This is a genomic window from Pseudocitrobacter vendiensis (genome assembly GCF_943590815.1).
Taxonomy (GTDB): Bacteria; Pseudomonadota; Gammaproteobacteria; order Enterobacterales; family Enterobacteriaceae; genus Pseudocitrobacter; species Pseudocitrobacter vendiensis.
Window position 1 is genome coordinate 19013 of the sequence record NZ_CALSBS010000011.1, and the last position, 15206, is coordinate 34218.

15 protein-coding genes are annotated in these 15206 nt (G+C 52.2%); 6 read left to right on the forward strand and 9 right to left on the reverse strand.

Going from position 1 to position 15206, the window contains the following annotated elements:
• Both NMC31_RS13055 and spt read left to right on the forward strand, forming a co-directional pair.
• A complete protein-coding gene (locus NMC31_RS13055) occupies positions 1 to 261 on the forward strand; it encodes an acyl carrier protein (protein WP_253898189.1) in 261 nt (86 codons plus the stop codon).
• Positions 248 to 1420, forward strand: a complete 1173-nt coding sequence (gene spt, locus NMC31_RS13060; RefSeq protein WP_253898190.1) for a serine palmitoyltransferase — start codon at positions 248 to 250, stop codon at positions 1418 to 1420. The genes NMC31_RS13055 and spt overlap by 14 nt, the downstream gene beginning before the upstream one ends.
• Before the next feature lie 44 nt (positions 1421 to 1464).
• Here the strand turns inward: spt and lptG are convergent, their stop codons facing one another.
• The 7 genes from lptG to NMC31_RS13095 all read right to left on the reverse strand — a co-directional run bounded on the left by lptG (position 1465) and on the right by NMC31_RS13095 (position 7989).
• Positions 1465 to 2544, reverse strand: coding sequence for an LPS export ABC transporter permease LptG (gene lptG / locus NMC31_RS13065; protein ID WP_253898191.1), 1080 nt, complete (start codon positions 2542 to 2544; stop codon positions 1465 to 1467).
• The gene (lptF, locus tag NMC31_RS13070) at positions 2541 to 3611 is read right to left on the reverse strand and encodes an LPS export ABC transporter permease LptF (protein ID WP_253898192.1); all 1071 of its coding nucleotides are present in this window, start codon (positions 3609 to 3611) and stop codon (positions 2541 to 2543) included. Before lptF ends, lptG begins: the two co-directional genes overlap by 4 nt.
• Positions 3598 to 4173 carry a YtfJ family protein gene (locus NMC31_RS13075; protein ID WP_253898264.1) on the reverse strand — a complete coding sequence of 192 codons (576 nt, stop codon included), beginning with the start codon at positions 4171 to 4173 and terminating at the stop codon, positions 3598 to 3600. Before NMC31_RS13075 ends, lptF begins: the two co-directional genes overlap by 14 nt.
• Positions 4174 to 4225: 52 nt before the next feature.
• The gene (locus NMC31_RS13080) at positions 4226 to 5050 is read right to left on the reverse strand and encodes a hypothetical protein (RefSeq protein ID WP_253898193.1); all 825 of its coding nucleotides are present in this window, start codon (positions 5048 to 5050) and stop codon (positions 4226 to 4228) included.
• On the reverse strand, positions 5047 to 6384 hold the full coding sequence (locus NMC31_RS13085; RefSeq protein ID WP_253898194.1) for a lipopolysaccharide biosynthesis protein: 1338 nt from the start codon (positions 6382 to 6384) through the stop codon (positions 5047 to 5049). Before NMC31_RS13085 ends, NMC31_RS13080 begins: the two co-directional genes overlap by 4 nt.
• A 99-nt stretch (positions 6385 to 6483) precedes the next feature.
• Complete coding sequence (locus tag NMC31_RS13090) at positions 6484 to 7236, reverse strand: nucleoside/nucleotide kinase family protein (RefSeq protein WP_253898195.1); 753 nt, start codon at positions 7234 to 7236, stop codon at positions 6484 to 6486.
• Positions 7237 to 7275: 39 nt separating this feature from the next.
• Positions 7276 to 7989, reverse strand: coding sequence for a nucleoside/nucleotide kinase family protein (locus NMC31_RS13095; RefSeq protein ID WP_253898196.1), 714 nt, complete (start codon positions 7987 to 7989; stop codon positions 7276 to 7278).
• A 172-nt stretch (positions 7990 to 8161) separates the two neighbouring features.
• Here NMC31_RS13095 and NMC31_RS13100 point away from each other — a divergent pair, with 172 nt between their 5' ends.
• Entirely contained in the window at positions 8162 to 8869 is a 708-nt protein-coding gene (locus NMC31_RS13100) for a dTMP kinase (RefSeq protein WP_253898197.1), read from the forward strand.
• A 45-nt stretch (positions 8870 to 8914) separates the two neighbouring features.
• Here the strand turns inward: NMC31_RS13100 and pitA are convergent, their stop codons facing one another.
• Together pitA and proP are read right to left on the reverse strand one after the other, a co-directional pair.
• Positions 8915 to 10414, reverse strand: a complete 1500-nt coding sequence (gene pitA, locus NMC31_RS13105) for an inorganic phosphate transporter PitA (protein WP_253898198.1) — start codon at positions 10412 to 10414, stop codon at positions 8915 to 8917.
• A 278-nt stretch (positions 10415 to 10692) separates the two neighbouring features.
• Complete coding sequence (proP, locus tag NMC31_RS13110; protein ID WP_253898199.1) at positions 10693 to 12195, reverse strand: glycine betaine/L-proline transporter ProP; 1503 nt, start codon at positions 12193 to 12195, stop codon at positions 10693 to 10695.
• Positions 12196 to 13019: 824 nt separating this feature from the next.
• Between proP and kdgT the strand changes: the two genes are divergently transcribed.
• The 3 genes from kdgT to yjdN all read left to right on the forward strand — a co-directional run bounded on the left by kdgT (position 13020) and on the right by yjdN (position 15131).
• A complete protein-coding gene (kdgT, locus tag NMC31_RS13115) occupies positions 13020 to 14021 on the forward strand; it encodes a 2-keto-3-deoxygluconate transporter (protein WP_149461829.1) in 1002 nt (333 codons plus the stop codon).
• A 151-nt stretch (positions 14022 to 14172) separates the two neighbouring features.
• Positions 14173 to 14508, forward strand: a complete 336-nt coding sequence (locus NMC31_RS13120) for a zinc ribbon domain-containing protein YjdM (protein ID WP_015966275.1) — start codon at positions 14173 to 14175, stop codon at positions 14506 to 14508.
• 182 nt (positions 14509 to 14690) lie between these two features.
• Positions 14691 to 15131 (forward strand): VOC family metalloprotein YjdN, encoded by a 441-nt coding sequence (yjdN, locus tag NMC31_RS13125; RefSeq protein ID WP_253898200.1) that lies wholly within the window; start codon positions 14691 to 14693, stop codon positions 15129 to 15131.
• Positions 15132 to 15206 lie beyond the last annotated feature (75 nt).

The window sequence follows — 15206 nt, forward strand, 5'->3', positions numbered from 1 at the left end:
ATGGTAAATCGTGAAAGAGTGATGGATTACATTCTCTCCTGCTTGCGGGAGATGATCGAAAAGGGACTGGAAATCAAGCCTGAAAGTGACCTCGTCAACGACCTGGGTCTGGAGTCGATTAGGGTGATGGATTTGCTGATGGAGCTTGAGGATGAGTTCGATATTTCCATTCCTATCAACATCTTGCTGGATGTCAGAACGCCTGCGCAATTGCGTGACGCCTTAATTCCTTTCCTGGAGAACCGTAATGAGTCTGTATGATAAGTTTTCGCGCCTCGCCAGCGAGCGCGAGCAGTTTTCCACCTCGGGCATTACGCCCTTCGGCACCTGCATTGACGAAGTCTACTCCGCCACACAGGGACGCATTGGTACGCAGCGCGTCATTCTGGCGGGAACCAATAACTATCTCGGTCTGACCTTTAATGCCGACGCTATCACCCAGGGCCAGGCGGCGTTAGCCGCACAGGGGACTGGCACCACCGGGTCGCGCATGGCAAACGGCAGCTATGGCCCGCACCTCGCATTAGAGCAGGAACTGGCGCAATTCTTTGATCGTCCGAGCGCAATCGTCTTTTCAACCGGTTATACCGCTAACCTGGGCGTCATCAGCGCGCTGGCAGACCACAACGCGGTGGTGCTGCTGGATGCTGACAGCCACGCCAGCATCTACGATGCATGCACGCTGGGCGGCGCGGAAATTATTCGCTTCCGCCACAATGATGCGAAAGATCTCGAACGCCGAATGCTGCGTTTGGGCGAGCGTGCGCGTGAAGCCATCATTATCGTCGAAGGCATTTACAGTATGCTCGGCGACGTTGCGCCGCTGGCGGAAATTGTCGATATCAAACGTCGTCTGGGCGGCTTTTTGATCGTGGATGAAGCGCATTCCTTCGGTGTGATGGGTCTGCATGGTCGTGGCCTGGCAGAAGCCGTCGGCGTTGAACAGGATGTCGATATCATTGTCGGTACGTTCAGTAAAAGCCTGGCGTCTATCGGCGGTTTCGCCATTGGTGGTAAAGAGATGGAAGTGCTGCGCTACGGCAGTCGCCCCTATATTTTCACCGCTTCGCCATCCCCTTCCAGCATTGCCTCTGTGCGCTCCTCACTGCACACCATCGCCACCCAGCCCGCGCTGCGGCAAAAGCTGTGGGATAACGCGCATCGTCTGTATAACGGGTTAGACAAGCTGGGTTATCAACTGGGCTCGCATATCAGCCCGGTCGTGCCGGTCATTATCGGTTCAAAAGAGGAAGGTCTGAGGATCTGGCGCGAACTCATTACATTAGGCGTTTATGTGAACCTGATCCTGCCACCCGCAGCCCCTGCCGGCATCACCCTGCTGCGTTGTAGCATGAACGCCGCGCACAGCGATGAAGAAATCGGTGCCATTCTTCAGGCATTCGCCACGCTGAAATCCTGAATCTGGTACAGCCATGCGCGTGTTACGCCGCATGGCTGTACCATTCACCGCGCCCGATCATACCGCCACACCAATAACAACGCCGCAATCACACAACCTGCCGGCAACGCCAGCGCAGTGAACGCCGCGTTGAGGGCGAACAATAATCCCAGATTAACCATAATTTGATAACTGATGTAGAGCAGCAACCCCAAAATACCGCCTACGGCTAAGCGACTGCCAAGCCCTGATGAACGCGGAGCAACAAAGGCAAAGGGGATTGCCAGTAAAATCATCGCCAGGGTCAAAATGGGCCGCCCCAGCTTTTGCCAGAGCGCCAGCCGGTATTCCATGCTGGGCTGATGCGTCTGTTGCAAGTAGGCAATGTAATGATTGAGCTGGCGAATGGAGAAGGTGTTCCCCGGCAACGAGAGCACGTCCAGGCTCATAGGGGTAAAAAAGGCGTTCCACGATAAAGTTGCTTTGCTTTCAATCGTTTCCCTGCCCTCTTCCCACTGTTTTTTACGCACATCCTGAAGTACCCATTTATCACCTTTCACGATGGTCGCCCTCCTGGCATGGATGTAGAACTCAAGGGTGAGATCGTCACGATAGTGAAAAATCTCGACGCCAACAGGTTGCCCCTGCTCATTCAGGGATTTCACGGTCATAAAGGTATTATCGTGGCGAGCCCACAACACATTCCCGGTGATATCGATACCGTTCCCGGCGGCCATCGCCACGTTTCTGATTTGCAGTGCACGCTGCTGTAACGGCGATGCCACCCACTCATCAATCGCGCCCAACGATACCGCCCATAATAATCCCGCGCACAGGGCGACCAATGCAATTCTGAACACAGAGACGCCGGTGCTGCGAATAGCCGTCAGTTCACTGCTTTTTGACAGTAACCCCAACCCAACTATTCCGCCAAGCAGAGCAATGAAAGGCCCGAGATCGATAAGGCTGCGCGGGAGTGTCATCAACACTACCAGCACCGCCTGCGTCCAGTGATAGCCGCCGGGGCTGACATCATCCAGCTCATTAATCAAATTAAAGGTGCTGAACAACGGCAGCAGCAGGCCCGCCGCCGCTGCAAAACCGGTGAAGAGGTAACGAATCAGGTAACGGCTGAATAGGGTCATCGGAAGAGTTTCTGTCGCCAGGAGAAGTCACGCGCCATCAGCGCCACCACGGCGAGAAGCATAAGTGCAGGCACCAGCCAGACGCCGGGCGTCAGCGGTATAGCGCCATTCGCCACCAGCGTTCTGCACACATTGCCGCCGTAAAAAATCGCGACGAACATCAGCGTAAGGGGAATTAATGTCGCGAAACGCCCCTGACGAGGTTTCACGCGGCTTAATGGAATAGCCAGCAGCGCCATCAGCAGTGCGGTGATGCCGCGACTTTTTCGCCACTGTAGCTCCGCGTGATCCGCTGGATCGCTGGAAACGGACAACGTCTCCGCCGGTTTGGCCTTACGTTTGATTTCCACACGCTGCGTGAGCGGGTTGAGATGCAATTCCAGATTACGATAAATTTGTTCGTTATCGTCGCGGCCCTCCTGATCGAGCGTATAGGCCGTTCCCGCGTGTAACATCACCGTTGGCGTCAGAGGTGAAGGGTCGATCACATCAATGGATTGCGCACGGAACAGACTGGTTTTGCCGCCTGCGGAGGTATATATCAGCGCTTCATTCAGGTGATTCGAAGTGGGGTTAATCATCTCGGCCATAATCATGCGACCGTTGTCATTGACGTTGAATTTTTTCGCCTGCAAATGGCGAACATCCAGTTCCGATTGCGACTGCTGCTCTAACAGATAAATTTGCCCATACGCCCATGGCCTGCCATACACCGACAGCAACATCACCATAATACTCAACGGGATAGCCAAAAATATCACCGCTTTATACAAACGAAACGGACTGGCGCCAGCGGCAGACATGGCGGTAATTTCCGAATCCGTGTAAAGCTGGCCGAGCGTTACGCCGACCGATACATACAACGCGACGGGCAGCAGCATCTCCAGTGCGATCAGCACCTTATAGAAAACCACACTCAATACGACTTCCAGCGCCAGCGTGCCGTTAGCAGCTTCGGTGAGATAGCGTTGTGCGCAGTAGCAGGTGAAAATGAAGATCAAAAAGCCAACCATAATCAGCATCAGGCGGCAGGTTCCGCCCATGATATAGCGCTCAATCAGTTTCATGTTTAGCCGCAGACCTTTCCTGTTCAGAAATGAGCACCCAGAGCAGCTTAATCACCTCGCTGACCTCTTTTTCCGTCAGGCCGCCGTCTTCGGCCCACACGATTTGCCCCTGATGATTGAGGACAAAAATGGTGGAACTCTCCTCTGGTAGCTGCCAGCTATTTCGCCCCACACCGCCGCCGTCGATGATGAACTGCGCCCACGCGTATCGACGCTTGTTTTTCTCAATCTTGCCGCGCACGAAGTAACTGGTGCCAAAGATGACATCATCGGTATTCACAATAGTGGTAGGCTGAAAAACATCGTCGGGAAAGTGCGCTTTCTCAACGGCTTTAATCAATAGTGAGTTTTTCTTTTTAGCGGACTTCCGCCCGGCGATGTACTGCACAATGCGTACTTTTCCCGCCAGCTGTGCACTGTTCCAGGGCTGATAGCGAATGCTGTCGTCGTTCAGCACCAACTCGCCACCATCGCTGATGGCGATCGGTGAAACGGCTTTTCCGACGACAAAATTATGCGCCGCCGCCAGGCAGGGAAGATACAGGAGCGTAACCATCAACATAATGGCGAACACGCCTCTCCAGCGATTATCCTTCATCGTGTTGTGCATCCTTTTACAACGGAAAGCGCGACAGAAGCAGTTCTAAGCGCTGGCGAATGTCTTCGTCCAGCGCGACCGGCGTCTCGTAGGCCAGGCGATTTTCCATATCGTCGGCCACCATCTCATCATGCTTGTCGCCCATCAGACCGTTAATGGCGGCTAAAAAGCGGGAAATCTGCCGCGCGTCGTGGTTATCCGGGTTAATCGACCGCAGGGTGTCGTAATATGACACCTGCTGGCTGATAATTTTCCGCACATTATGGAACTCCCGTCCCGTTAGCCTGGGTTTCGCTAATATTGCCTTAATTTCCAGCATTTGCGCCTGACGACAAGCGACAAAATCTTCCACGTTTGCCAGCCGATTATGGCGTAGTCGATACCGTACAAGACGCCACACAGGCGAACTCAAACATACCCGTAGCAGCCTGGCGTAAAAGGTAATGACGTCCTTCTTTTCGTTACGAAATCCATCCTGAAAGCGCCCAAGATAAACCGTCGTTTTACCGAACAAGAAACCGGCCCGGTGCTTTTGCAGATACAATCTTTGGGCGAAGCGTAAATGTTTATAGCGCGCACGCATGTATTTGTACTGCAAGCGTTCTGCCGCAGAGAGCTCAACCCCTCTGGCCTGTTTCAACATTAGATTCAGCAAATCCTGGCGCTTTACGCCGTCTTCCCAGAATTGCAGACATAACGCATAGTTGCCTTGAATGATTTCCGGCGTGCAGTGCAAATCAATCACCGGCGGCAGGCTAACCTGCGCATCCACGTAATCGTCCTCTTCTACCGCCGTAAACAGGCGCTGAGTCACTTCAGGTGCAAAACGTTTCTCGATCACTTTCCGCTCTCCATCGATCCTTTAAAGACCAGTAAATGGCGCTGAAAATAAGCACGTAGCGTCGGCACCAGTGAAAACAGCACATCAAGGCACTGGCCGAAGAAGTAGGCGAAGGCCGCGCCCATCACGCCAAAAACATGTGACAGCGCAATCAATAAAATGAGATAGCCCGCCGAAGCGAACGTCTGGGCCACAAGGAAAGCTCGCTGTCTGCCCGCCATAAGCAACAGCGATTCTTGCGGGAAACCCACCATCGAGATAACAATGGCTGCCAGCATGACCTGAATCAGGTCGTACGCCTCAAGGTATTTCATCCCAAACACCAGCGAGATCAGCGGCTTGCCGACTAAAATCACCAGTAATGCCACCAACATGCCAATTCCCCCGGCCAGCAACGCAGAGCGAATACCCAGCATCCACGGACGTTTAGTGCGCGGGTCGAGGCGCATCACTTCTGGATAAAAACTTTTGCCCAGTAAACCGGCGGGAGTGCCAGCCGCATCAAAGAAGGTCATCGCGATTTTAAACAGCCCCGCCGCCGCCGGGCCCAACACGACGCCGACTAACACGGTGCTACAGGAGTTGCGCGCCGACCAGATAGAGTGTGCGATGTTGGTTGACCAGACAAAGCTCCAGGCTCCCGGTATCCGTCGGGCGGATTCGAACAACCTGGGGCGCAGCGCGCCCTGAATATTGCGACGACGCAGTTCGCGCGCGGCAAACCACCAGTACATCGTGCCGCCCACCAGGTTAGAGACGTACCAGGTAATCACAAACCCGGCGAAACCAAAATCGCCAAAGTAAGCAATCACGCTGCCCAGCGCGCGCAGAAAGGGTTTCGTCGCCTGCTGAATGGCGATCAGATCAAAACGGTCAACCGCACGCAAAATACCGGTTGGCGTAGATGACGCCATCGAAGGGATCAGCGTGCAATAGAGCATGGCTAACCAGAAACTCTGCGCTTCCAGCCCCATGGAGTGCGAGAGAAACGGTAGCAGCGCCATACCGCCGACAATAGCAACGGCCCCGCTAACGATATCCAGGCCGAAGGAAAACGACACCACATCACGAAACTGCTGTGGGTTATTATTTTCCAGCGCGGGCGTGCCGTACTGCACCACGAGCTGCCAGGTCTGGAACTTAATAAAATCACTGATCGATTTGGCGTAGGATTGCACCACCACAAGCACACCAAACATCGCAGGCGTCATGCCTTTACCGGCGCAGGAGAGCGCCAGTAATCCCAGCAGGGCGCTGACCACATTACTGGAGCCTAAATAGGCGCTATTGCGAATAATGGTGCGAAATGCGCCATCAGAAAACCAATTTTTCATCGTGATAACAACAGTCCGTTCAGGCTCGTTATATTCAGTAAGGAATTAATTCCAGTGCATTCATAATTAAATTAAATAATTAATCAACCAACATTCAGATCACAGCATGACGCGCTGACGTTTTGAATCAGCAGCGACCCTCGATGCTGCGGATAAGGCCTTTTCAAGTACCTCGGAATAAGGTGCTCTTGCATCCAGCTCAATAATGCGTGAGCCGTTATAGTGAATTTTCGACATCACACCGATTTTGTCCCGTAGCTCTTCATAATCATGATCGGGCTTGCGCGAAAATGCGGTCTCCACATCAATCATCAGACGAATAATTAATTCCGGTTGATAACGTGCCATCTGCTGATAAAGCTGTTGCTCGCGTTTTGCCAACCGCTGCTTTATTTTTCCCGTTGCGCGCTCAATACCAATTCCTGGCCCATCGTAATAAAAACCCGAAATTTCAGCCTGGGGAAAGCGGTCGCTCACCACCAGCACACCACTTTGCGTCAGGTGCTGAACTCGGCGTAGTTTTACCCGTCGACGAAGCGAGAAAGCGAACATAATCAACGCGGCCCACAGGGCTGGCGAGCGGTTTTTCATGCTCTGCGTCTTTGATGACTTCGCGGCTAAACGCCGCTCAAGCCAGACGCCAATAAACGGTAACTTTTTGATTTTGTCACCGTCTTCTCCTGAAAGCAGCCCCAGATATCGGCGCTCGGTGACCCACTGCGTTTGCAGTTGTTTAACCAGATCCGTGGTCAGGGTTGATTTACCGGTGCCATCACAGCCCACCACCGCAATCAGGCCGGGAATACATTCAGTCTGGGAGATCGCGGCCTGGGTGAAGTTGGTCATTTCCATGGTGTTTACTCTTGAGTTCCTTACAATCAGGCGCGGTAATCAGGAAAGTGTGGACTGAATCGAACGTAATGATTCAGCGAGGATTTCATCCGCGGGCTGGCGTCCATCCAGCTCAAGAATGGGCGCATGGTTAAAATTGAGCGTAGGGATGACGGTGGTTTTCTCATGCAGTGCCACGAGTGAGTGGTCGGGCTTGCGGCTGAAGGCCGTTTGTTCATCAATTGCGAGGCGAATCAATAGCACGGGAATATAAGAAGCCATCCAGTGATACAGTTTCAGCTCGTTTTTTCTGAGCAGACACACCCAGCGATTGCCGCCTTCCGTCTTTGCAAGTTGCGGGCCATCAAACCGAAAACCGGGCACTTCTACCTGCGGGTAGCGATCGGTTATCAATACATACCCTTGCTCGCTTTTGCGCAGCATTTTGCGAAACTTCCAGCCTCGCCAGCAGGAGAGTAAAAAGATAACCAGTGCGCTGACGTTCCCAGGAGGCTGCGAGGGAAAATCGTGTACGTTAGCCGCTTTGGCGCGTAAATAACGGCCAAACGGTGCACCGATAATTGGCAGTTGCGTAATCCATTCACCAATACGCCCGGAAGATTGCCCAAGATACAATAATTGCGTGGGCATTTGCGGGGTCAGCTTTTCAAGTAGCGCCGTCGCCAGCGTGGATTTTCCAGAACCATCACAACCGACTATGGCAATCACTCTGACAAAAGGCGAATTAACCTTTCGGCTATTATATTGGCTCATGGAAAACTCATTATTGAAGAAATGATTGTATATTACTGGCATTGTGCTCAGAATATCTTTTCGGCATTGCCGTGACAATAATTAAATGTCAGCGCAACAAAACTATCGCCGCACCCAAATACATTTATTTAAATAATATTTAATGTTGGCATATTAAATAAAGGATATATTTATGCAGTCAATAACTCCTCCGGTTATTGCCGTTATTGGCAGTGACGGTTCAGGTAAATCCACTGTTTGTGAACGTCTGATTAAAACCGTACAAAAATATGGCCCCGCCGAACAGGTTCACTTAGGAAAACAGGCAGGAAACGTTGGGCGCGCCGTTACAAAACTGCCCTTAATGGGGAAATCACTGCATAAAACTATCGAACGCAACCAGGTAAAAACGGCAAAAAAATTGCCCGGCCCCATTCCTGCACTGCTAATTACCGCTTTTGTCGCACGCCGCCTGCTGCGCTTTCGTCATATGCTGGCGTGCCATAAGAAGGGGCTGATCATATTAACTGACCGCTACCCGCAGGAGCAGATCCCCGGCGCTTACGACGGAACCGTTTTTCCTCCGAATGCCACCGGTAGCCGGTTTGTATCCTGGCTGGCAGAACTTGAACGCAAGGCGTTCCACTGGATGGCGAGCTATAAGCCGGATCTCGTGATCAAGCTGAACGTTGACCTTGAAGTGGCTTGCGCGCGCAAACCCGATCACCAGCGAGAATCACTGGCGCGCAAGATTGCCATCACGCCGCAGTTGACCTTTAACGGTGCCGAACTGATTGATATCGATGCCAACAAACCGCTGGATGACGTGTTAAACGATGCAGAAAACGCGGTAATGCGCTTTATGGAAAGCCGGGGCTATGTCCCGCTTGCGAGTGCCTGATTATCCGGTTATGCCCGGTATATAACCGGGCATAACCGCTGTAACTTAGATAAGTTTGAGTGCAATCCAGTAAAGCGCCCCGGATAAAAAGATAGCCGCCGGCAGCGTGAAGATCCACGCCATCAGAATGCTGGTCACCGTTTTACGCTGTAACCCACCGCCATCCACCAGCATGGTGCCTGCAACTGCGGAAGAGAGCACATGCGTGGTGGAAACCGGCATCCCGACGTAGCTTGCCAGGCCTATCGAAATCGCCGCCGTAATTTGCGCGGACATTCCCTGAGCGTAAGTCATGCCTTTCTTACCAATCTTCTCGCCGATGGTCATCGCCACGCGCTGCCAGCCAATCATCGTACCGATACCCAGCGCCAGCGCCACGGCCATAATGATCCAGATGGGCGCGTACTCGATGGTGCTCAGAATATCGCTGCGCAGTTTTTTCAGCATTTGCTGATCATTACGATTTATGCCCTCTGACTTCGCCACTTTGCCTGCCGTGTCGGAAATGCAGAGCATGATGCGCCTCAGTTGGCTACGTTGTCCCACCTCTAAGGCGCTGTAGCTAGCCACATTGCCTGCCAGCAGGGTTTTAACGCGCTCGAAAGCCTCCATGGTATTCGCCGGATGGCAGTGGAATGCACTCGATTGCACACCCCCGGACTGCGCGGTCGCCACAGGTTGCTCCGTTGTGGTGATGGTTTTCAGCAGTTCAGGGCGCTGCTCAAGAAACATTTCAAAGTTGTTGATAGCATCGCGGGTACGGGCAATTTCGTAACCCGATGCGTTCATATTGACGACAAATCCGGCGGGTGCGATCCCCACCAGCACCAGCATCACCAGGCCTATCCCTTTCTGGCCATCGTTCGCGCCGTGAGAAAACGCCACGCCCGCCGCCGAAACAATCAGCGAGGTCCGCGTCCAGAAAGGAGGTTTGCGTACGCCGCCTTTCTTTTTACGATCTTCCGGCGAACGGTGGATGCGAGCGCGTTTTTTGGTGCCGCTCCAGAAGCGACGCAACAGAAAAATCAGCCCTCCAGCCAGAACAAGGCCGACAATCGGCGACACGATCAAAGAGGTAAAGATTTTGGTTACTTCACGCAGGTTCAATGCTTCCACCACAGAATTGCCATTCATCACGGCATTGGTGAGCCCAATTCCGATTATCGCGCCAATCAGCGTATGTGAACTGGAGGCAGGCAAACCGAAAAACCAGGTGCCGAGGTTCCAGATAATTGCCGCCAGCAACATCGAAAAGACCATCTCCAGCCCGTGCGAAGAGCCCATATTCAGCAGCAAATCGGTCGGTAGCATATGCACAATGGCGTAAGCCACACTGAGCCCCCCCAACAGCACGCCAAAAAAGTTGAACGCAGCGGCCATCATCACCGCTAGCTGCGGGCGCATAGCGCGGGTGTAGATAACCGTCGCCACCGCGTTGGCCGTATCGTGAAAGCCATTAATCGCTTCATAAAACAGGACGAATGCCAGAGCAAGCAATAATAAAAGCCCGGTGTATATATCCAGGCCCATAAATAAATTAAACATATATATAATTGCGCCATATTTAAATAATGAACGGGCGCATTATCGGGGAGTTTAGCCATTCGGGCAAAGTGAATTATTCTTTTTTACCGCCAGTGCGATAAATATCCAGAAAGCAAATCAATAACAATTTCCCAAACAAATAAATAATGAAAACAAATCCATAATGCGAATATTATTAGGTAGATAAAAACATCATTAAACAAAACGATTTTGCTGAATGTTTCCAAAAAAAAGCCGGGTTAGACTCACGTCTACCCGGCTTGATGATGAACTCGCGATTACTCGTTAATTTTTGGATGCTGCTGCACCAGACGTGTCCGTTGCTCCTGCAGCGTCGCGATTTCGGCATCGATATCTTCGATTTTATGCTCGATGTTATCGTGATGCTCCTGCAAAATTTCTCGCGCTTCTTCGATATCCGATGCGGCAGGCGTCGCCCCTTTCAGCGGACGGTTCGCCGTTTCTTTCATCGTGAGGCCGGTAATCAGACCGATTACCGCAATCACCATCAGATAGTAAGCCGGCATCATCAGGTTCTGTGAGGTTTCCACCAGCCATGCCGCCAGCGTCGGCGTCAGGCCGGCAATCAGCACAGAGATGTTAAAGGCAGCGGCCAGCGCACTATAACGGATGTGCGTCGGGAACATTGCCGGCAGCGTCGAGGCCATTACGCCAGTAAAACAGTTCAGGATCACCGCCAGCAACAGCAGACCGGCGAAAATCAGGCCAATCACATTACTGTTAATCAGGATGAAGGCCGGGATTGCGAACACTAACAGCGCCACGCTACCGATAATGACGAACGGACGACGACCAAAACGGTCACTTAACAGGCCCATAACCGGCTGCACAAACAACATACCAATCATGATGGCGATAATAATCAGCACGCCATGATCTTCAGAATAATGCAGGTTATGCGACAGGTAGCTCGGCATATAGGTCAATAGCATGTAATAGGTGACGTTGGTCGCAATAACCAGGCCAATACACGCCAACAGGCTACGCCAGTGTTTGGTCGCAATTTCTTTAAAGGAGACTTTCGGTCCTTCCTGGAGGCCCTGACGGTCACCCTGCTCAAGTTTTTCAACGTGCTGCTGGAACGCTGGCGTCTCTTCCAGCGCATGACGCAGATAGAGGCCAATAATGCCTAACGGCAGCGCGATAAAGAACGGAATACGCCAGCCCCACTCAAGGAAGTTTTCCTCACCCACCACGGTGGAAATCAGGACAACGACCCCCGCACCCAGCACAAAGCCCGCGATGGAGCCGAAATCAAGCCAACTGCCCATAAAGCCACGTTTACGGTCAGGTGAATATTCCGCAACAAAGATGGATGCCCCGGTATACTCACCGCCCACCGAAAAGCCCTGCGCCATTTTACACAGCAGCAGCAGTATGGGTGCCCAGATACCGATGGACGCATATGACGGTATCAGACCAATACAGAACGTACTGATCGACATTATCACGATGGTGATCGCCAGGATTTTCTGACGACCGTACTTATCGCCGAGCATCCCGAAGAACAGACCACCCAACGGGCGAATTAAGAACGGTACGGAGAACGTCGCCAGCGCAGCAATCATCTGCACGCTTGGGTCGGCATCCGGGAAGAAGACTTTACCTAAGGCGTAGGCGACAAAGCCATACACACCAAAGTCGAACCATTCCATTGCATTACCAAGCGAGGCCGCGGTGATGGCTTTACGGAGCTTGGCATCATCGATAATCGTGACATCACGGAGCGTGATCGGCTTTACTTTTTTCCTTCGAAGCATGGGTATTCCTCATTTACATTCGCCGTTAACGCACACCCTGTGGAGTCGAACAGCTCGCTGTTCGCATGGTGTACGGAGGAGCCGGGAAAATGCAGACTCCTGTTTATCAAGCGTAGCAGGTTTGCTTGTACTGCTAGCGCGCCCCTTGCGCGGGAGCGCATTCGGGGGTGACAGCTTCGCGTTACACTTCTCTGGGTTCATGAAGTGCCGAAAGCCGCCGGTGCAATCAAACCTGTTGACGCCTGTACTGGCTAATTACAGGTGGTTAAAAAATCCCCGGAATGTCGGTTCCGGTTTGGACTCAGGCCTTTTACCCTACCAGCGTTTAAATTTGTGATCAACTTCGCAAATAAATGCACGCTGTTGTTAAGTTGAGTCGATATTCGTAAATAAGTTCAATCTTAATGGATTTTTACGTCAAAGCGCGACCAGGCATTGTTACCAAAAACACACCTAAAAATGTCAAATAACCCAGGAAATAATTACCCGCATTATTATTAAACTAAGATAAATCTCATCATTTAAATTCACAAACCATTCACAGCCAATTTATCTCTTCACACCAGACCTAAGCTTTCATCAAAATATGTGATCGATATAACTAAAACACTGTTTTATTTTGATTGAATCATAATTCCAGCAAATGCATCATAGTTTCAGGAACAGCACCTCTGGGCTTTTCAGGGAGAATTTCTCCCTCGTTGTCCCCACCGCGTTCCGGCCGCATGGACAGAGATACCCGAAAGGAAAGACTCGGGTAACTGGTTGAAATTATTATTCTTAACCTCTTCCATCGTCATTCAGATGAGAAGCGAGGATGCAATATGAAAATTAAAGCCACAATGGAAAGAATCCCTGGCGGGATGATGCTGATCCCTTTACTGCTGGGTGCCGTATTAAATACCTTTGCGCCAAACACCGGCGAATACTTTGGTTCCTTCACGAAAGGCATGATTGGCGGAACGGTGCCGATTCTTGCAGTCTGGTTCTTCTGCATTGGTGCATCAATTGATTTGCGGGCAACCGGAACCGTATTACGTAAATCCGGTACGCTGGTGCTGACCAAAATTGGCGTCGCCTGGATTGTGGCGATGATTGCAGCCATGTTTATTCCAGAAAGCGGTATTCAGACCGGTTTCTTTGCGGGTCTGTCCGTTCTGGCCATTGTTTCCGCCATGGATATGACCAACGGCGGCTTATACGCCAGCCTGATGAACCAATATGGCACGAAAGAAGAGTCCGGCGCGTTCGTATTGATGTCGCTGGAGTCCGGCCCGCTGATGACCATGGTTATCCTCGGTTCCGCCGGTCTGGCCTCTTTCGAACCTCACCACTTTATCGGCGCGGTGCTGCCATTCCTGATTGGCTTTACGCTCGGTAACCTGGACCACGACCTGCGTGCTTTCTTTAGCAAAGCAACGCCAGTTTTGATCCCGTTCTTCGGCTTCGCACTGGGAAATACCATCAACCTGAACGTCATTATGGACACCGGTCTGCTGGGCATCGCCCTGGGTGTTGCGGTAATCGTTATCACCGGTATTCCGCTAATTATTGCCGACCGCGTAATTGGCGGCGGTAACGGTACAGCAGGTGTGGCAGCCTCTTCCGCAGCAGGAGCGGCAGTCGCCAACCCGGTGATTATTGCCCAGATTAACCCATCGTTTGCTCCAGTCGCCGCCTCCGCAACAGCGCTGGTCGCGGCAAGCGTCATCGTCACGGCGATTCTGGTGCCTATCATCACAGCCCTGTACGCCAAACGTTTCGGAAAAGTGCCCACACCCGAGAATAGCGCCACCGCAAGCGTCTCTCAGGCCGCTCATCACTAACTTCATCCGCCCCCTCTTCCGAGGGGGCTCTGTTTCCTCCCTGGAATAACGCCGACAAAAGTGTGGTTTTGCGCTATCATTAACGACTGTTTGCGGCATTATGCCGGTTTTTAGGGGCTTATTGCCCTTTCGCACTTTTGAGGAAATCCCCATGTCATTACCCCACTGCCCGAAATGCAATTCCGAATACACTTACGAAGATAACGGCATGTATATCTGCCCGGAATGCGCCCACGAATGGAACGATGCTGAACCCGCACAGGACAGCGATGAGCTGATTGTGAAAGATGCCAACGGTAACCTGCTGGCTGACGGCGACAGCGTTACCGTGGTGAAAGATCTGAAAGTAAAAGGCAGCTCTTCGATGCTGAAGATCGGCACCAAAGTGAAAAACATTCGCCTGGTTGAAGGCGACCACAACATCGATTGCAAAATCGACGGTTTCGGCCCGATGAAGCTGAAATCTGAGTTCGTTAAAAAGAACTGATTATCTGTTGGCACACGATCGATAGGCCGGATAAGGCGCTCGCGCCGCATCCGGCAACAGTGCCGACTGCCTGATGCGACGCTTTCGCGTCTTATCAGGCCTACACGCTACAAATCCCCGCCTCTCATCTGTACAAAATTCGAACTACACTTAATGGGCTCTTCTTACCTGAGGTAACGATTATGCCGTTAAGTCCCTACATTGCTTTCGCCGGAAACTGCGCCGATGCCATCGCCTGGTATCAACAGACGCTGGGCGCGGAATTGCTCTACAAAATCACCTTCGGCGAAATGCCAAAAGATGCGCAGGAAAGCAGCGACGGCTGCCCCTCCGGCCAGACCTACCCTGAAAACGCTATCGCCCACGCCAATCTGAAAGTTGCGGGAAGCGACATCATGATGAGCGACGGCGCGCAAAGCGGAAATACTGGCTACAGCGGCTTTACGCTGGTGCTGGATACCCAGGACGTCAACGAAGGAAAACGCTGGTTCGATAGCCTGGCGGCAGAAGGCCAGATTGAGATGGCCTGGCAGGAAACCTTCTGGGCGCACGGTTTCGGCAAAGTCACCGATCGCTACGGCCTGCCCTGGATGATCAACGTCGTCAAACAGCCTGGCGGATAAACTCTGCGGGAGGTACATCCTCCCGCTGTCATCATTTTCACCTTAACTCTTCATCTTTACGTCACTCACGCTTAA